The organism is Caballeronia sordidicola (assembly GCF_002220365.1).
Classification (GTDB): Bacteria; Pseudomonadota; Gammaproteobacteria; order Burkholderiales; family Burkholderiaceae; genus Caballeronia; species Caballeronia sordidicola_C.
Window position 1 is genome coordinate 120,235 of record NZ_MTHB01000023.1, and the last position, 16,358, is coordinate 136,592.

Sequence of the window (16,358 nt, forward strand, 5' to 3'; positions counted from 1 at the left end):
CAACATGTCCTCGATTCTCTACTGGCTCGATCCGTGGGAGCCTTCGCCCACCGTCGTGATCGCCGTGCTGATCGCGGCCGTGTTGTTCGCGCGCGGCGCGAAAAGAGCACACGTGTCGCTCGCGCGGCACGTGTCGTTCTGGTTCGGCCTGACTGCACTCTACGTCGCGCTGCATACCCGGCTCGACTACTTCTTCGAGCATGAATTCTTCATGCATCGGCTGCAACATCTGGTGCTGCATCACCTTGGGCCGTTTTTTATTGCGCTGTCGTATCCGGGCGCGGCGCTGCGGGCCGGCATTCCGTTCACCTGGCGGCAACGCTGGCTCAAGCCCGCGCTCAACACGGCCGCGGCGCGCATCTTGTTCAAGGTGATTTTTAATCCGGTTGTCGCGGTGGTGCTGTTTGTCGGGCTCATCTACTTCTGGCTGCTTTCGCCGATCCACTTCAAGGCGATGCTCGATTGGCGGTTGTACCGCATCATGAACTGGAGCATGGTGATCGACGGCCTGCTGTTCTGGTGGCTCGTGCTCGATTCGCGCCCGGCGCCTCCCGCGCGGCTCGCGCCTGGACGCCGCATCCTGATCGTGATTGCCGCGATTCCGCCACAGATCATGCTCGGCGCGTATATTTTCTTCACGCCGCACGAGCTTTATCCGATCTATTCCATCTGCGGACGCGCCTTCACGTGGATCAGCCCCATGCGCGATCAGCAGATCGGCGGTTTGCTGCTGTGGATCCCCGGGTCGATGATGAGTGTGATCGGTGCGTTGATCGCGATGCGCCATTGGCTCAGGTTGTCGACGCGTCAACGGCTGGTCCAGCAGCGGGCGCGAGCGGAACTGGTGACGGCTTAACGCCGCAGTTCTTTTATGACCGGCGCATCCATATGTGAGGGATGTCGTCTTCCACGTGAACATCGGAGATTGGCTCGAAGCCGAAGCCCGCATAAAAGCGCTGCAATCGCGCTTGTGCATGCAGGCGTATCGGTTGGCCGGGCCATTGTTCGCCGACAAGACCCAGTGTGCGTTCGAGCATCGCCTGACCTAATCCGATGCCGCGAAAGCCGGCTGTGGTCAGTACACGGCCGATGCGGATATCGGAGTCTTCTGTTTCTTTCGTGCCTTCAGCAGCGGCCGGCAGCAGGACTCGCAAATAACCGGCGAGCACCGGCCGTGCATCGGCCGAACGCCGATACACGAGCAAATGCCACGCATCGACATCCTGTCCATCGACATCGCCGTACACACAATGCTGCTCCACCACGAACACTTCGCTGCGCGCCGCCAGCATGGCGTAGACGTCAAGTGCGCTAAGGTCGGCGAATGGTTTCCAGCACCAGTCGAATTCGGAAAATGGCTCGGTCATAGGGACTTTTCGGTGGGAATTTTCGACGCCTCGCGTCTTGGGAAATGAAGATGTTGAGAGGTCTGAACCTGTAATTATGCCGCGCGAGGCAAGCACCGCGCACGCTCGGCGATCTGTCACGCCACGTCGGCATCAAGTGCTCGGCGGGTCAGAATGGATCCTGCCAGGGATTCGATTTCCACGCGGCCGGTCAGCTCGCAAAAGTGAAGCTCGACAGGTTTCTCCAGATCGACGACGAGCATGGTTGCCTGCTTGCGGGGATTCAAGGAGTCGGCTTGCCGCAGCCGAGCCGGCTCGCGGCCGTGCCTTATCTGCGGTCGGGGCAATTGCGCGATGTGCTGCCGGCATGGCTTGACCGGTCAACCGCATTGGTCAATCGCGGTGCTGGAGATGCGTGATCGACACCTCGGCTTTCCGGACTTCGCCTTTACCGAGTTAATCCGGATGACCGTTCCCTAATTAAGTTAAACGAACCTTAATGAACTGGTAACAAGGTGTAACTGTTGTGGGACTGACTGTAACGCAGGGAAGGTGACGTTTAATTAGACTAGTCGTCACCCAGTCGGGCGCTTCATTTCCCCGTCGCATTTCTGGAGTGGTGCGCTCTATGATTTCGGTAGACCAGATAAGGCCATCGCAATCCGTTGCAAGCGAGATGTCCGTCGTTCACGAATATGCATGGCCGAAGCCGGCACAACGCCTGTCCAGCACGTTTTTCAAGCTTGTTTATCGTTGGTCCCACTCCAATGCGTTTCGACATAACGAGCGTTTGTGGCACGGCGTGTCAATTGAGCGGGATTCGCGCGGGTTCCTGAAACGCATGTCGATTGAAGGCCATGATTTGCTGGTCGAGAATCCCGATGACCTGCTCGCATCCCAGACGGGGGATTGCCATCTGATTGCCACGGGCCCGTCGGTCAATGACATCGATTATGGTGCGCTTGATCTCCATAACGTCATGGGAGTAAACGGCGCGATTGCTTTACAAGATAAACATCCAATCCGGTTTGAATATTATTGCATCGTGGATGCCGGGTTTGTCCGAAAGCGTCCTGATCTGGTAGCACGCGTGGTTCAGCAAAAGCTGACGTTATTTGTTACCCCATTAGTATTATGGTACATCGCGCAATACTTCCCGTTATCCCAGTTTCGTTGCCGGGTGTACCTGATTGAAGATATTCAATACCCCGCTTGCAAGCGCGCATTACTTAAACACGAACTCCTTTCCACGCATGCGAGCACGGATCTTGTGCTGTTTGATGAAGAACCCACTTTAGGTTTCAGCTTCAATATCAGCCGGGGCATATTCGATGGCCGTACGGTGGCCTACACGGGTTTGCAAGTGCTCACCTCCCTTGGGTTCAACACCATCTTCATGCATGGACTCGATTTGTTGAACGCGGCACAAACACCGCGCTTCTACGAAACTAAAGAGACCATGCAGCCAAGCGCGCTGGACGGAGATTTCAATTCTTTTATAGAACCGTCGTTTCGCCATGCCGCCCCGCTCTTGAGCCGTCGCGGCGTACGCGTGGTGAACCTCTCGGCCCAGAGTGCGCTCGGGAGCGACATTATTGAAAAAGACGACTGGCACTCGCTGGCTCATGTATCCCTTGAACAGGAATAGTCCGCGGCTGACGGCGTATGAGCTTACCTGGCGCGGCATCGCGCAATGAAGGTTGTTCATATTTCCAATACGCCGGTGGCGGGTAGTCCCGGCAACATTGTTTCTGCACTTAATCGGCTCACCGACGTCCAGGCGCGGCATATCGTCTTCAATAGCAGCGCGTATCGCAGCCGAACCTTTGCTGTCGATCTCGACTGGAAGACTCAGCAGCAACAGGCGCTCGACGTCATTGCCGATGCCGACGTCATTCACGTCCATCAGTTCTTTTCGATCGATGAGACCTTCGGTCCGAACTTCCATCAGCGATTCGGCGGTAAGAAAATCATCAAGCAATACCATTCGGCCCCGGATCTCTGGGCCAAGGGTAACGCCGCAGTGGTCCAGCGGATTGTGTACGAGGACGTGCCGCAACTCGTTATTGCGCAGGGTCCTGAGCGCTATTACCCATTCGCCAGGGTGGTTCCCAATGTGATCCCGCTGAACGATCCTCGCTATCTACCCGCCCCGGAAAGCAATGCCGACGCGCACGGCATGCCGCTCGTCACGTTTTCGCCGAGCGGCAGGTCATCTGCGTGGAAAACTCGCTGGGAAACCAAGGGCGTTCCGCAAACCCTCAAACTGCTGCGCAAACTGGAGCGCAAGGGCTTATGCGAGCTTCAATTGATTGTCGATACGCCGCATGACGCATGTTTGCGGGCCAAGCAACAAGCGGCGATTGCCATCGACGAATGCGTGACTGGGAATTATCACTTGAGCGGGCTGGAAGCGTTGTCGCAAGGGAAGCCCACCTTGGGTCATCTGGACAATCGCGTTCAGTCTCAGCTTAGAGCGATGACAGGCGCCCTCGAACTGCCCTGGATCGATGTACGGCTTGAGGAAGCCGAGGGTCCGCTTCGCGAACTGCTATGGGACCGGTCGCTACGCACGGAACTGGGCGCGGCCTCGCGGCAGTGGATGGAGACGTACTATCAGGAAGCCGCGATGGTTGAGCATTATCGACGCGCATATCTTGATCTCTTTGAGGCGCCATACCGCTTTCATGGTCGACGCTTCGCCGGGCATAGCGAACCCTGGCTTGCGGTGGCATTGCCAAATCACCGCTGGGCCGCGCGCAAGCGCGCCAACAGCCCGTGGAGAACACTCGTTGAGACGGTACGCGGACGCTGAGGCGCTGACCCGGAGAGTCGCGAGGGGCGGCCATTCAGCTTGGCCGCAGCTTCAAGGTTGACCGGTCCTCAGGTCTTTGCGTCCGGACACCGTCTACTTTGGCGCGATATCGCGTTCCACACGCTTGATATGCTGTTCAACGTAGAACGCCGCGGCATCCGCATCGCCCTGAACCACTGCCTCATAGATCAACCGATGTTCAGCCACATAAAGACGAATCCGGCCTGCGTCGTAGATTCCCTCGTCTTTCAGACGCTTCCACAATGGCTGGTCCATCGAACTGGCTACTTCATCAGCGATCTTGACCATCAGCGCATCACCCGTCATCACCGCCAGTTGCCGATGAAACAAGCGGTCGCTGCTATTCCATAACGCGCGCTGTGCCGGGTCGTCGATGTCGTAGATGTTTTCCATCTGACTGAGATACTGCTCGGCCATCCGGTCGCGTTGCGCGCGCGCAGCCGCGCGCCGGGCTACTGCCGGTTCTAGAACCATTCGTACGTCGAGCGTCGAACTGGGACTGAAGTCGGCCGCTCCGGTATCCGCCTTCCGATGCGACAGGCGATCGATGACGTCACCGCAGACGAACGTCCCCGAGTTGCGCTTCGTGACGACAAGCCCTTCGTTCTGCAGCGCGCCGATCGCCTCGCGAACGGCGGGCCGTCCAACACCGAACAATGCCGCGAGATCGCGCTCCGACGGCAGCCGTGAGTCCGGCAAGAACCGGCCTGCAACAATCTCATCGCGGATTTTTTCAGACACTTGCTCGTAGATCTGCCGCGGGCGGAATGAGCCGTCGAGCTCTGCGTGAATTGCTGCCATCGTTGAATCTCATCAAACATGGTCACCGGAAAGACCAAAACCGGTCCCGGCATTTTGAAATGGTTGCTTCGAGAACCAATTTTGGTCTACATTTAAAACCAGTATAGTTCACCTCGGAGATTACCCAAATGAAAAAGGCTGTCGCAGGTCTCTTGGTCGCCACGGCGGCTTTTGCCAACGCCGGCGTCTACGCGCAAGAAGTCGTGACGGTTGGTCATTCGGCGCCATTGACCGGCCCACAGGCCGTCAACGGGAAGGACAACGAAAACGGCGCGCGGTTGGCCGTCGAGGATTTGAACAAGAAAGGCGTGGTAGTCGCGGGGAAAAAGGTGACGTTCAAACTGGACTCGGAAGATGACCAGGCCGATCCCAAGATTGGTGTTCAGATCGCCCAAAAGCTCGGCGATAGCGGTGTGGTTGCCGTGCTGGGACCGTACAACTCGGGCGTCGCCATTCCGGCGTCGCAAATCTACCATTCCGCCGGCATCCCGATGCTCCCGGTCGCATCGAATCCCGCCCTGACGACACAGGGCTTCAACAATATCTTCCGCATTGGCGCGAGTGACGAGCAGCTCGGCGGCACCATGGCCGAATTCGCTGCAAAGACATTGAAAGCGAAGACCGCGGCGATCATCGACGACCGCACGGCTTACGGCCAAGGCGTCGCGGAACAGTTTGCAAGCGTGGCAAAGGCGCACGGCATCAAGATTGTCGACAACCAGTACACCAATTCCAGCGCGACCGATTTCCTCGGCATCCTGACCACCATCAAGGCCAAGAATCCCGACGTGATCTTCTTCGGCGGTTACGCCGCGCAGGGCGCGCCGATGGCCAAGCAGATGCGCCAGCGGGGACTCCGGGCGAAGCTGCTAGGCGGTGACGGCATCTGCTCTGCCGACATGGGCAAGGTGGCGGGCGACGATGCATCGATCGTGTATTGCGCGCAAGGCGGCACGGCGCTCGAGAAAACGGCTGCGGGCCGCGACTTCCTCAAGCGCTACAAGGACACGTATCACACCGATACGCAGGTCTACGCGGTCAGCTACTACGACGGCATGATGCTGCTCGCCGACGCGATGGTGAAGGCCGGCACGACCACGGACAAAGCAAAGCTCATCGCGCAACTGGCGAAGACGGACTACAAGGGCATCGCGGGAACGTATTCCTTCGACGCGAAGGGCGATCTGAAGGGTGCGCCCACGACCGTGTATGTCATCAAGAACGGCTTGCCGGTTGCATACGGCGAGTGATCCACCTGAAATCGATATGAAAATCACGCAAGCACTTAGCACGGTCGAGGTTCATACCGCAGGCGAGGCATTTCGCATTGTCACGAGCGGTCTGCCGAAGATGCAGGGCAAGACCATCGTCGCTCGTCGCGCCTGGCTGAAGGAGCATGCTGACCACATTCGCCGCGCGCTCATGTTCGAGCCGCGCGGTCACGCCGACATGTACGGCGGTTACCTCACGGAGCCCGTCAGCGAAGGCGCCGATTTTGGCGTGATCTTCGTGCACAACGAGGGCTACAGCGATCATTGCGGCCATGGCGTGATAGGCCTCGCGACAGCGGCGGTGGAACTGGGCTGGGTCGAACGGACTTCGCCGGAAACACGCGTGGGAATAGATGCTCCGTGTGGTTTCATCGAAGCGTTCGTGCAATGGGATGGGAATCACGCGGGCAACGTGCGCTTCGTGAACGTGCCCTCGTTCATCTGGCAACGTGACGTGACGGTGGAGACACCGTCGTTCGGGACCGTTACCGGCGACATCGCGTTCGGCGGGGCGTTTTATTTCTACACCGATGGCGCTCCCTTCGACCTGCCCATACGCGAATCGGCCATCGACAAACTGATTCAGTTCGGCGCCGAGGTCAAGGCCGCTGCCAATGCGGCGGTCAAGGTGGAGCATCCCGAAATCCCCGAGCTGAATCACATCTACGGCACGATCATCGCGAATCAACCGCGGCATGCGGGCTCCACGCAGGCGAACTGCTGTGTCTTCGCCGATCGTGAAGTCGATCGCTCGCCGACCGGCTCCGGCACGGCCGGCAGGGTTGCGCAACTGTACTTGCGTGGCCTGCTGGGCAAAGATGAAACGCTGATCAACGAGTCGGTGATCGGCACGGTATTCAATGGGCGCGTGCTCAGCGAAACGAAGCTCGGACCGTTCGATGCAGTCATCCCGGAAGTCGAGGGCAATGCGTACATTTGCGGCTTCGCCAACTGGATCATCGACGACCGCGATCCACTGACCTACGGTTTCCTGGTGCGATGAACATGACCCGATCCTACGACGAACAACAGACTGCGGCGCTGCTTCCCTATCCCGAACTGGTCAATACCTTGAGCGCAACGGTTGTCGACTATGCAGCGGGCAGAATAGAAAGTCCGGAGCGGCTGGTCGTGCCGCTGCAGGCAGGCGGCGTGATGCTCTCGATGCCGGCGAGTGCAGCAGACATCGCGATCCACAAGCTCGTGAACGTGTGTCCCGGCAATCGGGCGCAAGGCATGCCGACGATTCACGGCCAAGTCACGGCATACGACTCCACCAACGGACAACTGCTCTTTTCGCTCGACGGCCCGACGGTTACGGGCAGACGCACCGCCGCGATATCGGCGCTGGGCATCCGCAACCTTGCCCAAAGCGCGAAATCGATCCTGCTGATCGGCACGGGTAAGCAGGCGAGCAACCATGCCGAAGCGTTTGCGGCGCTGTTCCCCGAGGCGGTTCTGTACGTCAAAGGATCGACGCCCGAAGCGGCGGCCCGGTTCGCGACGGCGCATGCAAAACCAGGCTCACGAGTGATACCGCTCGAGGGCGACATGATCCCCGGAGACGTCGATGTCGTTGTCACACTGACTACGAGCAAGACCCCGGTCTACCGCGATGCCGCGCGCCCCGGGCGACTGGTGGTGGGAGTCGGCGCGTTCACGCCGGATGCAGCCGAAATCGCCGCGTCGATCGTGCATCAAAGCGAGATCCTGGTGGACGATCCGGCGGGCGCGAAACACGAAGCCGGCGATCTTATTCAGGCGAACGTCGATTGGGACAGGGTCGGCTCGCTGGCCGGTGTCATCGAGCGCTCGTGGATCGGTTCGCCGGATCAACCGATCCTCTTCAAAAGCGTTGGGTGCGCTGCGTGGGATCTGGCTGCCGCACGCTTGGCGCGACATTGTTTATCTGGCGCGTAGATCGACCCGCCAGTTGTCTGCGCGATCGCCGCAGACAAAGAAAAAGCCCTGACAAGTCAGGGCTTTTTCTTTGAATCTCTGGAGGCGCGAGCCGGAGTCGAACCGGCCTAAACGGCTTTGCAGGCCGCTGCATAACCGCTTTGCTATCGCGCCAGAAGCGGGGACTTACATATTGCATTCCGTATCTGGCAAAACCAACCGAACTTCACCACATTGTGAACTGGTCTACCAAACAAAAAGGGAAGCTTGGCTTCCCCTTTTTTTGGAGCGGGAGACGAGGCTCGAACTCGCGACCTCAACCTTGGCAAGGTTGCGCTCTACCAGCTGAGCTACTCCCGCATGGTCCTGCACTTACTGCCAGCCGCCGGCTTACCATTGCCAACGACCTTCCTAATTTGGAGCGGGAGACGAGGCTCGAACTCGCGACCTCAACCTTGGCAAGGTTGCGCTCTACCAACTGAGCTACTCCCGCATCTTGCTGACTTCTTCTGCCAATTTACTGCTTTTGACCTTCATCAGGCTTCGCTGTTTTCTGCGTTCACCCGACAGAAACGAGATTATGGAGAAGGCCAACTTTAGTGTCAAGCGCTTTGTATGTACCCCATCACTTTTAAACGCTCGCCAATCTGAATCAAAGCATGCCACCGCGCTCGCGAATTTGCGGCCATGCGAGCTTCATGTAATAGAGCATGGACCAGACCGTAAGAAATGCAGCGACATAGATCAGCCAGAGTCCCCACACGCGGGTATCGATAACGAGCGGCGTGCCTGCAATCTTGAGCGGCCCGTAGAACAGCAGCATGGGGATCGCGACCATCTGGCAGACAGTCTTGAATTTGCCGAGCGAATTCACCGCCACGCTCTTCGATGCCCCGATCTGCGCCATCCATTCCCGCAACGCCGAAATCGTGATCTCACGCCCCACTATTACCAGTGCAATCACCGCGTTCAGCCGCATCAGCTGCACGAGCACGAGCAGCGCGGCGGTGACCATGAGCTTGTCTGCAACGGGATCGAGAAACGCGCCGAATGCCGATGTCTGATTGAGCTTGCGCGCGAGGTAGCCGTCGAACCAGTCAGTCAGCGCGGCCAGCACGAAGATGACCATGGCAAGCTGGTTGCGATGGTCCGGGCTCATCATCACGTCCGGCAAATAGAAGACGCCCACGACGAGCGGAATCAGCACAATTCGCAGCCACGTCAGGAAAATCGGAAAATTAAACGGCATGGGCGTGACTCTTATAGAGAGGTGCCATTGTGCCGCGTCGCCCTATATGTCACAAGACGACGGGCTGAACGGCCGGACGTTGCGCTCAATGCAACTGCCGGTAGATCTGCTCGGCGAGGGCTTGCGAAATGCCTTCGACGCTCGCCAGATCCTCCACGCTCGCCGCCTGCACCCCACGCAAACCGCCGAAACGCGACAGCAGCTTCTGACGCCGTTTCGCGCCGATGCCCTCCAGTTCCTCGAGCCGCGATGTCTGCCGCGTCTTCGCCCGTTTCGCGCGCATGCCGGTAATCGCAAACCGGTGCGCTTCGTCGCGAATCTGCGCGACCAGCATCAGCGCCGCGCTCTCCTTGCCCAGTTCGAGCGCTGCGCGGCCATCGGCGAAAATCAAGGTCTCGAGGCCCACCTTGCGCCCTTCTCCCTTCGCCACACCGACCAGCATGCTGTCATCCAGGCCCAGTTCGGCGAACACTTGCCGCGCGATCTCGACCTGGCCCTTGCCGCCATCGATCAACACGATATTCGGCAAGCGGCCGCCCGACGGTACGGGTTCAGCGACATCGGCTTCGGCGGGACTGGTTTGCTCTTCTTGCGCTTCGGCCTCCAACTCGGCCGCTTCCACCGGCTCCGCCGATTCCACCGCTTCCCGCGGCGGTTCATCGGCGGCTCGAGCGGCGGCCAGCGCCAGCATCTTCTCGTAGCGGCGCGTGAGGACCTGGCGCATGGCGGCGTAGTCGTCACCCGGCGTGATGCCGGTGATGTTGTAGCGCCGATATTCGGCCGACTGCATCTTGTGATGGTGATACACCACGCACGATGCCTGAGTCGCCTCACCCATCGTGTGGCTGATGTCGAAACATTCGATCCGCAACTGCGCGAGATCGTCCATTTCGAAGCTGAGCGTGTCGGCAAGAGAACGCGTGCGGGCCTGCTGCGAACCTTGTTCGGACAACAGCCGCGCGAGCGCGAGCTTTGCATTCGATTCAGCCATCGACAACCACGCGCGCTTTTGTCCCTGCGGCTGGCGCAGCACCACGACCTTGTGCCCCGCCTGCTCGATCAGCAGATCGACCAGCTCGCGGTTCGTCGGCGCGTGGCTCACCACCAGCACCGGCGGCACCCGATTGCCGATGTAATGCTGGGCGATAAACGCCTCCAGGACTTCAGCTTCGAGCGCGCCCTGACGTTGCGATTCCGTCGCGTCATTCAGCGACGCGTCGCCGGTTTCGGCCATCTCCTTCTGCATTTCACCGGTAGTAGCGTGGGCCTCGAAGGCCTGTTCGCGCGCCGCGAGCGTGCCGGCGGGCAGTGCAATTTCATCGGCCGGCGCATCGACTTGTTCAATGACGATATTCGCCACGGTGTCCACGAAGTCATCGCCGGCAAGCTCTTCCTGCATCGCATCTTCTATCGCCAACGCCGCTTCTACATGCGTCGGGAAATAGGCTTTATCGCCGAGATGCCGGCCGCCGCGCACCATCGCGAGATTCACGCACACCTTGCCGCCCAGCGCGACGACCGCGAGGATATCGACGTCGTTATCGCCGCCGACCTCGATGGCCTGCTGATGCAGAACGGTGGACAGCGAGCTCATCTGGTTACGCACGGCCGCGGCCTGTTCGAACTTGAGATCGGCGGCGAATGCGTGCATCTTCTGTTCGAGTTCCTTCATCACTTCGCCCTGGCGTCCGAGCAGGAAGCGCGATGCGTTCGACACATCGCGAGCGTAATCCTCCTCGTTGATCAGACCGACGCATGGACCCGTACAGCGCCCGATCTGATGCAGCAGGCAAGGCCGCGTGCGGTTGCTGAAAACGGAATCCTCGCAAGTGCGCAACTGGAAAACCCGTTGCAGGATCTGGATGCTTTCGCGCACGGCCCACGCGCTCGGAAACGGGCCGAAGTACTGGTTCTTCTTGTCAACGCCGCCACGGTAATACGCCATGCGCGGAAACTTGTGGCCGGTAAGCTTGAGATACGGGTACGACTTGTCGTCGCGAAACAGGATGTTGTAGCGCGGCGCAAGCGCCTTGATCAGATTATTCTCGAGCAGCAGCGCTTCTGCTTCGGAGCGCGTGACCGTGGTTTCTATTTTGCGGATGCGCGTGACCATCATCGCGATGCGCGGAGAAAGCAGTGTCTTCGTAAAATAGCTCGACACCCGTTTTCTCAGGTCGCGCGCCTTACCGACGTACAGCACGTTGCCCTGCTCGTCGTAATAGCGGTACACGCCCGGCAGGTGCGGCAACTGAGCCAGGCTTTTTTTAGGGTCAAAAACGTCAGAGTCTGTCATGCAGGGATGATGGCGGGGAACGCGCAGCTTGAGTTTGGCAAAATGATTTATTGGTTGCGAGCGGAGCATCGACGAAGCACGACGCATGGACGAAGCCACGGACGCCCGAGTCACCCGCGCAATACGCCGGCAAGTACGCTCGCCCAGCAAGCCCCTGACTCAACCGTAACGCAACCGTAACGCAGCGCGCCGCGCGAATCGCTATCCTTGAAAGCGCCAGTTTAGTTCAAACCGCTGCCCACCATTCTTCACCCTTCATTAGCGGTTCATCGCCGCTCTATTGCCCATGCCGTCTTCATCGGAACAATTGCCGGCTGCTTCCGGCCACGCCAGCGTCGAGCCTGGCGCTCCGGCCACCGGCATCGCGTGCGACATCTTCTGCGCGGTCATCGACAATTTCGGCGACATCGGCGTCTGCTGGCGGCTCGCGCGCCAACTGGCCGGCGAACACGACTGGCAAGTGCGGCTGTTCGTCGATGACCTCAAGGCCTTTCATGCGCTCTGCCCCGCGGTCGATCCCGCGCTCGACCGCCAAAGGGCGGCGGGCGTGATGATCGAGCAATGGCATGCGCCGTCGCACGTTGGCGACACGCTGCAGATCGCCGATGTCGTGATCGAGGCGTTCGGCTGCGAATTGCCGGCGGTGTACGTGAGCGCGATGGCACGCCGCGAGAAGAAGCCCGTGTGGATGAATCTCGAATATCTGAGCGCGCAGGACTGGGTCGCGGATTTTCACCTGAGGCCGTCTCCGCATCCGCGCTACGCGCTCAACAAGACGTTCTTTTTCCCCGGCCTGGGCCCCGGTACCGGTGGTGTGCTGAAAGAGCGTGCGCTTGATGCCGAGCGCAGGGCGTTCGATCGCAATGCCTGGTGGCACGCGCGTGTTGGCATCGCGCCGCCGCCCTCCGGCACTACCGTCATTTCAATGTTCGCGTACGAGAATCCCGCCGTCGATACACTGCTTGAACAATGGCGCGATTGCGCCACGCCGATCGCGTTGCTCGTGCCGCAAGGGCGCATTTCCGGTGCGGTTGCGCGGTTTTTCGGCCTGCCGGACTTTCAGGCGGGGGCGAAGGCGACCAGCGGATCGCTCTCGGCCTACGGGCTGGGTTTTGTCGAACAGCCCCTTTTCGACGCCCTGCTCTGGGCCGCTGACCTGAATTTCGTACGCGGCGAAGATTCGTTCGTGCGGGCGCAATGGGCGCAGAAGCCGTTTGTCTGGCACATCTACCCGCAAGGCGATGACGCCCATCTGCCGAAACTCGACGCGGCGCTCGCGCACTACGCGAACGGCTTGCCGGACAAGGCGCGGGCCTCGCTCGAACGCTTCTGGCACGCATGGAACAGCGCGGGCACCCCGGACTGGAACGATTTTTGGCAAAACCGCGCGCTGCTGGAACGGCGCGCCGCCGATTGGGCATCGGAACTGGCAAGCGTTGGCGATCTGGCTGGAAATCTGGCGGAATTCGCGAAAACTCAGTTAAAATAAGCGGTTATCCAACGGCTTGCAGTTTGGAGCGCCATCAGTTCCGAACGAATTCCACAGTGGAATAAGCACGGTGGAAGTAGTTAATGAATATTCAGTGAGGCGGCTACAGCGCCCGGGTTTGCGATTTATTCGATTAAAGCAAGCAACCCTGCCACGAGCCGGCCGTCGACACTGCAGCGATCAGGCTCACATTTTCGTACAGGACAGTTTTTTTATATGAAGACCGCACAAGAACTCCGCGTCGGCAACGTCGTGATGATCGGCAGCGATGCCATGGTCGTGCTGAAGGCCGAGTACAACAAATCCGGCCGCAATTCCGCGGTCGTGAAGATGAAGTTCCGTAACCTTCTTTCCACCGGCAACATGGAATCGGTGTACAAGGCGGACGACAAGTTCGACGTCGTCCAGCTCGACCGCAAGGAAGTGACGTACTCGTACTTCGCCGACCCCATGTACGTGTTCATGGACGCCGACTACAACCAGTTCGAAGTCGAAGCCGACATGATGGGCGACGCCCTGCACTACCTCGCAGACGGCATGCCGTGCGAAGTGGTGTTCTACAACGAGAAAGCCATCTCGGTGGAACTGCCGACCACGCTGGTTCGCGAGATCATCTATACGGAACCGGCAGTGAAGGGCGACACGTCGTCGGGCAAGGTCCTGAAGACGGCCAAGCTCGCGACGGGTTTCGAACTGCAAGTGCCGCTGTTCTGCGGTATTGGCGACAAGATCGAAATCGATACGCGTACCAACGAGTACCGCAGCCGCGCCTAATGGTTCGGCCGGCCGGCTGCCCAAGGCCGGCTGCGCGCTTCAGGTAAACGAGAATAAAATGAGAATAAAAAAAGCGCCCTTCGGGGCGCTTTTTCTTTTTGCTGAACATTATTGCCAATTCAGGCAAACTTTACCGGACCGTTTCTCGAAATTTCCGGATGATCCCTGCATCGGATGCGATGTTCAGTGCTAAAACCTTGATTTTTTATAAACATGAAGATGGCATGAAACCTGCTGCGCTAGTTGTGGCCGCGCTGTGACGGCGTCGAATTTTCCAACAACAACACACGACCATGCCAATTACAAAAACCGCTCTTGCCCGTCTTGTTCTTGCTGTTTCATGCGCCGTACCGGCAATCGCGATCACTGCAGGATGTTCGTCGACACCATCGCATGAGTCGGCTGGCGAGTACACCGCTGACTCAGCACTGACCGCCAAGGTTAAAACAGCATTACTCGCAGATCCGGGCCTGAAGTCGCTGGCAGTGAGTGTGACGACGTATCGGAGTGAAGTGCTGTTGTCGGGCTTTGTGAATTCGCCGGACCAGATTCAAAAAGCGGTGGCGGTCGCGCGCGGCGTAGAAGGCGTGCAGTCGGTCAAGAACGAACTGAACGTGAAGCCGCAATAGCACGTCAATCGCACGCCAACGGGCTAAGCGATTGCGTCGGGAGCAGGGCGTGCTTAGCCCATGCTCCAACGAAACCGCCGCTTCAGGAAAACGCTTCAGGAGAACGCTTCAGGAGCACATCGGGAAGCGCAGGACAAAGACCCCGCAGCGTCGGGACAGGGCTGGAAACTTGGGCGGAAACTGACACCTTGACGTCACCCCGCTCGCAGCCCACACCGACGTAGCCCGGCATCGAGGCGTCCGCCGCTGGATCTCGCCGTTGAAGGCGACCGGCGCGGAACGAATTTCAGACCATTTAATACGTTGTGTCCGCCATGCCACACGCTTTGATTGTCGAAGACGATCCCAACAGCCTTTCCGGCCTGTCCGCCATCCTCGCGGCCGACGGTTTTTCCGTCGATACCGCGACCACGCTCGCCGAAGCGCGCTCGGCGCTTACGCGCTTCATCCCGGACGTCGTGCTGGTCGACCTGAACCTGCCCGACGGCAGCGGTCTCGACCTTCTGCACAACCTGCCGGCGCAACCGCCCGGTGGTGCGCTGCCTGTGATTGTGATGACGGGTAACGCGACGGTGGAGAGCGCGATCGAGGGCTTGCGGCAAGGGATCTGGGACTATCTGCTAAAGCCGGTCAACATCCCGCGCCTGCGCAGCTTGCTCGCCCGTATTCCGCGCCCTTACGAGTTGACGGAAGAAGTACGGGGGTTACGCTCCACGCTGCGCGACCTCGGCCATTTCGGCGGATTGCTTGGACGCAGCGGTGCGATCCAGCATGTCTACGATCTGATTGAACACACCGCGCCCACGGAAGCGGCCGTGTTGATTTGCGGCGAAAGCGGCACCGGCAAGAAAGTCGCCGCTCGCACGCTGCATGAGATGAGCCGGCGTCGCAAAGGTCCGTTTGTTTCGTTCAACTGCGCCGCGGCTAACGAAACCAGCAATCGTTCGATGGAAAGCCTGATGTTCGGCCACGAACGCGGTGCGTTTGCCGGCGCGGAGAACCGCGAACCCGGCTTGCTTGAGCAAGCGGGTGGCGGGACGCTGTTCCTCGACCAGATCGATGCATTGCCGATCCCGCAGCAGGAAGCGCTGCTACGCGCGCTCGATTCGCAGACCTTCATGCGCGTGGGCGGCAGCAATAAGATCGTCACGGACTTCCGCCTGCTCGCCGCGACGCGTACGCCGGTGAAAGACGCGGTCGCCGACGGCAAATTGCGCGAGGATCTGTTCCTGCGCCTGAATGCGTCGTCGATCGCCTTGCCGCCCTTGCGCGACCGGGGCGATGACATCGCCTTGCTGGCGGAGCATTTCGTCGATGAACTGAATCGCGAGACCCACGTGAGCGGCATCACGAGCGGCGCTCCCAAACGCGTGAGCCCGGATTTCATTCGCGAGTGCCTCGCGACCGAATGGCCTGGCAACGTGCGCGAACTACGCGAACGGGTGCGCCGCGCGTATCACGCATCCGGCGATGTGATCGAAACCTTGCGCGCCGACGAGCAAAGCGGCGCAAGCGGGCGTGGATTGAACGGCAGCAGCGTGCAGGTGACGGTGGGCACGGCGCTCGCCGATGTCGAAGACATGCTGATTCGTGCCACGCTGGAGGCGGTGGGCGGCACGCGGCACCGCGCGGCGACGCTGCTCGGGATCAGCCCGAAGACGCTTTACAACAAGCTGCAGCGCATGAAGCTGGAGTGATTCGGACGTTGATTGAAACAAGCCGCCCGTTCTTTCGAACCAGCGGCTTTTTTTACGGCTGCGCTCATCTGCAC

General features: G+C 59.6%; 16 protein-coding genes and 3 tRNA genes. 11 read left to right on the forward strand and 8 right to left on the reverse strand.

Going from position 1 to position 16,358, the window contains the following annotated elements; genetic code table 11:
• The first annotated feature begins 4 nt into the window (after positions 1-4).
• Entirely contained in the window at positions 5-856 is an 852-nt protein-coding gene (locus BSU04_RS02960) for a cytochrome c oxidase assembly protein (RefSeq protein WP_089159183.1), read from the forward strand.
• Between the two features lie 13 nt (positions 857-869).
• Here BSU04_RS02960 and BSU04_RS02965 read toward each other — a convergent pair whose 3' ends face one another.
• On the reverse strand, positions 870-1,367 hold the full coding sequence (locus tag BSU04_RS02965; protein WP_089159184.1) for a GNAT family N-acetyltransferase: 498 nt from the start codon (positions 1,365-1,367) through the stop codon (positions 870-872).
• A 116-nt stretch (positions 1,368-1,483) separates the two neighbouring features.
• A complete protein-coding gene (locus tag BSU04_RS47325) occupies positions 1,484-1,609 on the reverse strand; it encodes a hypothetical protein (protein WP_256982055.1) in 126 nt (41 codons plus the stop codon).
• Between the two features lie 33 nt (positions 1,610-1,642).
• Here BSU04_RS47325 and BSU04_RS47330 point away from each other — a divergent pair, with 33 nt between their 5' ends.
• The 3 genes from BSU04_RS47330 to BSU04_RS02975 all read left to right on the forward strand — a co-directional run bounded on the left by BSU04_RS47330 (position 1,643) and on the right by BSU04_RS02975 (position 4,161).
• Complete coding sequence (locus BSU04_RS47330; RefSeq protein WP_256982056.1) at positions 1,643-1,765, forward strand: hypothetical protein; 123 nt, start codon at positions 1,643-1,645, stop codon at positions 1,763-1,765.
• Positions 1,766-1,974: 209 nt separating this feature from the next.
• Complete coding sequence (locus tag BSU04_RS02970; RefSeq protein ID WP_089159185.1) at positions 1,975-2,994, forward strand: hypothetical protein; 1,020 nt, start codon at positions 1,975-1,977, stop codon at positions 2,992-2,994.
• Between the two features lie 45 nt (positions 2,995-3,039).
• On the forward strand, positions 3,040-4,161 hold the full coding sequence (locus BSU04_RS02975; protein WP_089159186.1) for a glycosyltransferase family 1 protein: 1,122 nt from the start codon (positions 3,040-3,042) through the stop codon (positions 4,159-4,161).
• Between the two features lie 93 nt (positions 4,162-4,254).
• Here BSU04_RS02975 and BSU04_RS02980 read toward each other — a convergent pair whose 3' ends face one another.
• A complete protein-coding gene (locus BSU04_RS02980; protein ID WP_089159187.1) occupies positions 4,255-4,983 on the reverse strand; it encodes a FadR/GntR family transcriptional regulator in 729 nt (242 codons plus the stop codon).
• Positions 4,984-5,111: 128 nt separating this feature from the next.
• Between BSU04_RS02980 and BSU04_RS02985 the strand changes: the two genes are divergently transcribed.
• From BSU04_RS02985 to lhpI, 3 genes are read left to right on the forward strand one after another with little or no spacing between them, the layout of a single operon-like run.
• On the forward strand, positions 5,112-6,233 hold the full coding sequence (locus BSU04_RS02985; protein WP_089159188.1) for a branched-chain amino acid ABC transporter substrate-binding protein: 1,122 nt from the start codon (positions 5,112-5,114) through the stop codon (positions 6,231-6,233).
• Between the two features lie 16 nt (positions 6,234-6,249).
• Positions 6,250-7,257 carry a trans-3-hydroxy-L-proline dehydratase gene (gene lhpH, locus BSU04_RS02990; protein WP_089159189.1) on the forward strand — a complete coding sequence of 336 codons (1,008 nt, stop codon included), beginning with the start codon at positions 6,250-6,252 and terminating at the stop codon, positions 7,255-7,257.
• A gap of 2 nt (positions 7,258-7,259) precedes the next feature.
• Positions 7,260-8,174: a bifunctional Delta(1)-pyrroline-2-carboxylate/Delta(1)-piperideine-2-carboxylate reductase gene (lhpI, locus tag BSU04_RS02995; protein WP_256982057.1), complete on the forward strand. Its 915-nt coding sequence runs from the start codon at positions 7,260-7,262 to the stop codon at positions 8,172-8,174.
• A gap of 79 nt (positions 8,175-8,253) precedes the next feature.
• On the opposite strand, the gene BSU04_RS03000 is transcribed toward lhpI, so the two are convergent.
• The 5 genes from BSU04_RS03000 to uvrC form a co-directional block, all read right to left on the reverse strand.
• Positions 8,254-8,327, reverse strand: a tRNA-Cys gene (locus tag BSU04_RS03000).
• Positions 8,328-8,437: 110 nt separating this feature from the next.
• Positions 8,438-8,513: transfer RNA gene (locus tag BSU04_RS03005), tRNA-Gly, on the reverse strand.
• Between the two features lie 57 nt (positions 8,514-8,570).
• Positions 8,571-8,646: transfer RNA gene (locus BSU04_RS03010), tRNA-Gly, on the reverse strand.
• Between the two features lie 159 nt (positions 8,647-8,805).
• On the reverse strand, positions 8,806-9,402 hold the full coding sequence (pgsA, locus tag BSU04_RS03015) for a CDP-diacylglycerol--glycerol-3-phosphate 3-phosphatidyltransferase (RefSeq protein ID WP_089159191.1): 597 nt from the start codon (positions 9,400-9,402) through the stop codon (positions 8,806-8,808).
• An 85-nt stretch (positions 9,403-9,487) separates the two neighbouring features.
• Positions 9,488-11,695 carry an excinuclease ABC subunit UvrC gene (gene uvrC / locus BSU04_RS03020; RefSeq protein WP_089159240.1) on the reverse strand — a complete coding sequence of 736 codons (2,208 nt, stop codon included), beginning with the start codon at positions 11,693-11,695 and terminating at the stop codon, positions 9,488-9,490.
• A 286-nt stretch (positions 11,696-11,981) separates the two neighbouring features.
• Here uvrC and earP point away from each other — a divergent pair, with 286 nt between their 5' ends.
• The 4 genes from earP (at position 11,982) to BSU04_RS03040 (ending at position 16,284) form a co-directional block, all read left to right on the forward strand.
• The gene (gene earP / locus BSU04_RS03025) at positions 11,982-13,184 is read left to right on the forward strand and encodes an elongation factor P maturation arginine rhamnosyltransferase EarP (RefSeq protein ID WP_089159192.1); all 1,203 of its coding nucleotides are present in this window, start codon (positions 11,982-11,984) and stop codon (positions 13,182-13,184) included.
• A 216-nt stretch (positions 13,185-13,400) separates the two neighbouring features.
• On the forward strand, positions 13,401-13,958 hold the full coding sequence (efp, locus tag BSU04_RS03030) for an elongation factor P (protein WP_062089336.1): 558 nt from the start codon (positions 13,401-13,403) through the stop codon (positions 13,956-13,958).
• 293 nt (positions 13,959-14,251) lie between these two features.
• A complete protein-coding gene (locus BSU04_RS03035) occupies positions 14,252-14,587 on the forward strand; it encodes a BON domain-containing protein (RefSeq protein ID WP_089159193.1) in 336 nt (111 codons plus the stop codon).
• Between the two features lie 314 nt (positions 14,588-14,901).
• Positions 14,902-16,284, forward strand: a complete 1,383-nt coding sequence (locus BSU04_RS03040) for a sigma-54-dependent transcriptional regulator (RefSeq protein WP_089159194.1) — start codon at positions 14,902-14,904, stop codon at positions 16,282-16,284.
• Positions 16,285-16,358 lie beyond the last annotated feature (74 nt).

What these genes read in the sequence shown, in the direction of transcription:
- lhpI (WP_256982057.1), top strand. Translation starts at nt 7,260, where the DNA reads ATGACCCGATCCTACGACGAACAACAGACTGCGGCGCTGCTTCCCTAT.
- BSU04_RS03035 (WP_089159193.1), top strand. Translation starts at nt 14,252, where the DNA reads ATGCCAATTACAAAAACCGCTCTTGCCCGTCTTGTTCTTGCTGTTTCA.
- BSU04_RS02970 (WP_089159185.1), top strand. Translation starts at nt 1,975, where the DNA reads ATGATTTCGGTAGACCAGATAAGGCCATCGCAATCCGTTGCAAGCGAG.
- BSU04_RS03040 (WP_089159194.1), top strand. Translation starts at nt 14,902, where the DNA reads ATGCCACACGCTTTGATTGTCGAAGACGATCCCAACAGCCTTTCCGGC.
- efp (WP_062089336.1), top strand. Translation starts at nt 13,401, where the DNA reads ATGAAGACCGCACAAGAACTCCGCGTCGGCAACGTCGTGATGATCGGC.
- earP (WP_089159192.1), top strand. Translation starts at nt 11,982, where the DNA reads ATGCCGTCTTCATCGGAACAATTGCCGGCTGCTTCCGGCCACGCCAGC.
- lhpH (WP_089159189.1), top strand. Translation starts at nt 6,250, where the DNA reads ATGAAAATCACGCAAGCACTTAGCACGGTCGAGGTTCATACCGCAGGC.
- BSU04_RS02965 (WP_089159184.1), bottom strand. Translation starts at nt 1,367, where the DNA reads ATGACCGAGCCATTTTCCGAATTCGACTGGTGCTGGAAACCATTCGCC.
- BSU04_RS47325 (WP_256982055.1), bottom strand. Translation starts at nt 1,609, where the DNA reads ATGCTCGTCGTCGATCTGGAGAAACCTGTCGAGCTTCACTTTTGCGAG.
- pgsA (WP_089159191.1), bottom strand. Translation starts at nt 9,402, where the DNA reads ATGCCGTTTAATTTTCCGATTTTCCTGACGTGGCTGCGAATTGTGCTG.
- BSU04_RS02985 (WP_089159188.1), top strand. Translation starts at nt 5,112, where the DNA reads ATGAAAAAGGCTGTCGCAGGTCTCTTGGTCGCCACGGCGGCTTTTGCC.
- BSU04_RS02975 (WP_089159186.1), top strand. Translation starts at nt 3,040, where the DNA reads ATGAAGGTTGTTCATATTTCCAATACGCCGGTGGCGGGTAGTCCCGGC.
- BSU04_RS02960 (WP_089159183.1), top strand. Translation starts at nt 5, where the DNA reads ATGTCCTCGATTCTCTACTGGCTCGATCCGTGGGAGCCTTCGCCCACC.
- uvrC (WP_089159240.1), bottom strand. Translation starts at nt 11,695, where the DNA reads ATGACAGACTCTGACGTTTTTGACCCTAAAAAAAGCCTGGCTCAGTTG.
- BSU04_RS02980 (WP_089159187.1), bottom strand. Translation starts at nt 4,983, where the DNA reads ATGGCAGCAATTCACGCAGAGCTCGACGGCTCATTCCGCCCGCGGCAG.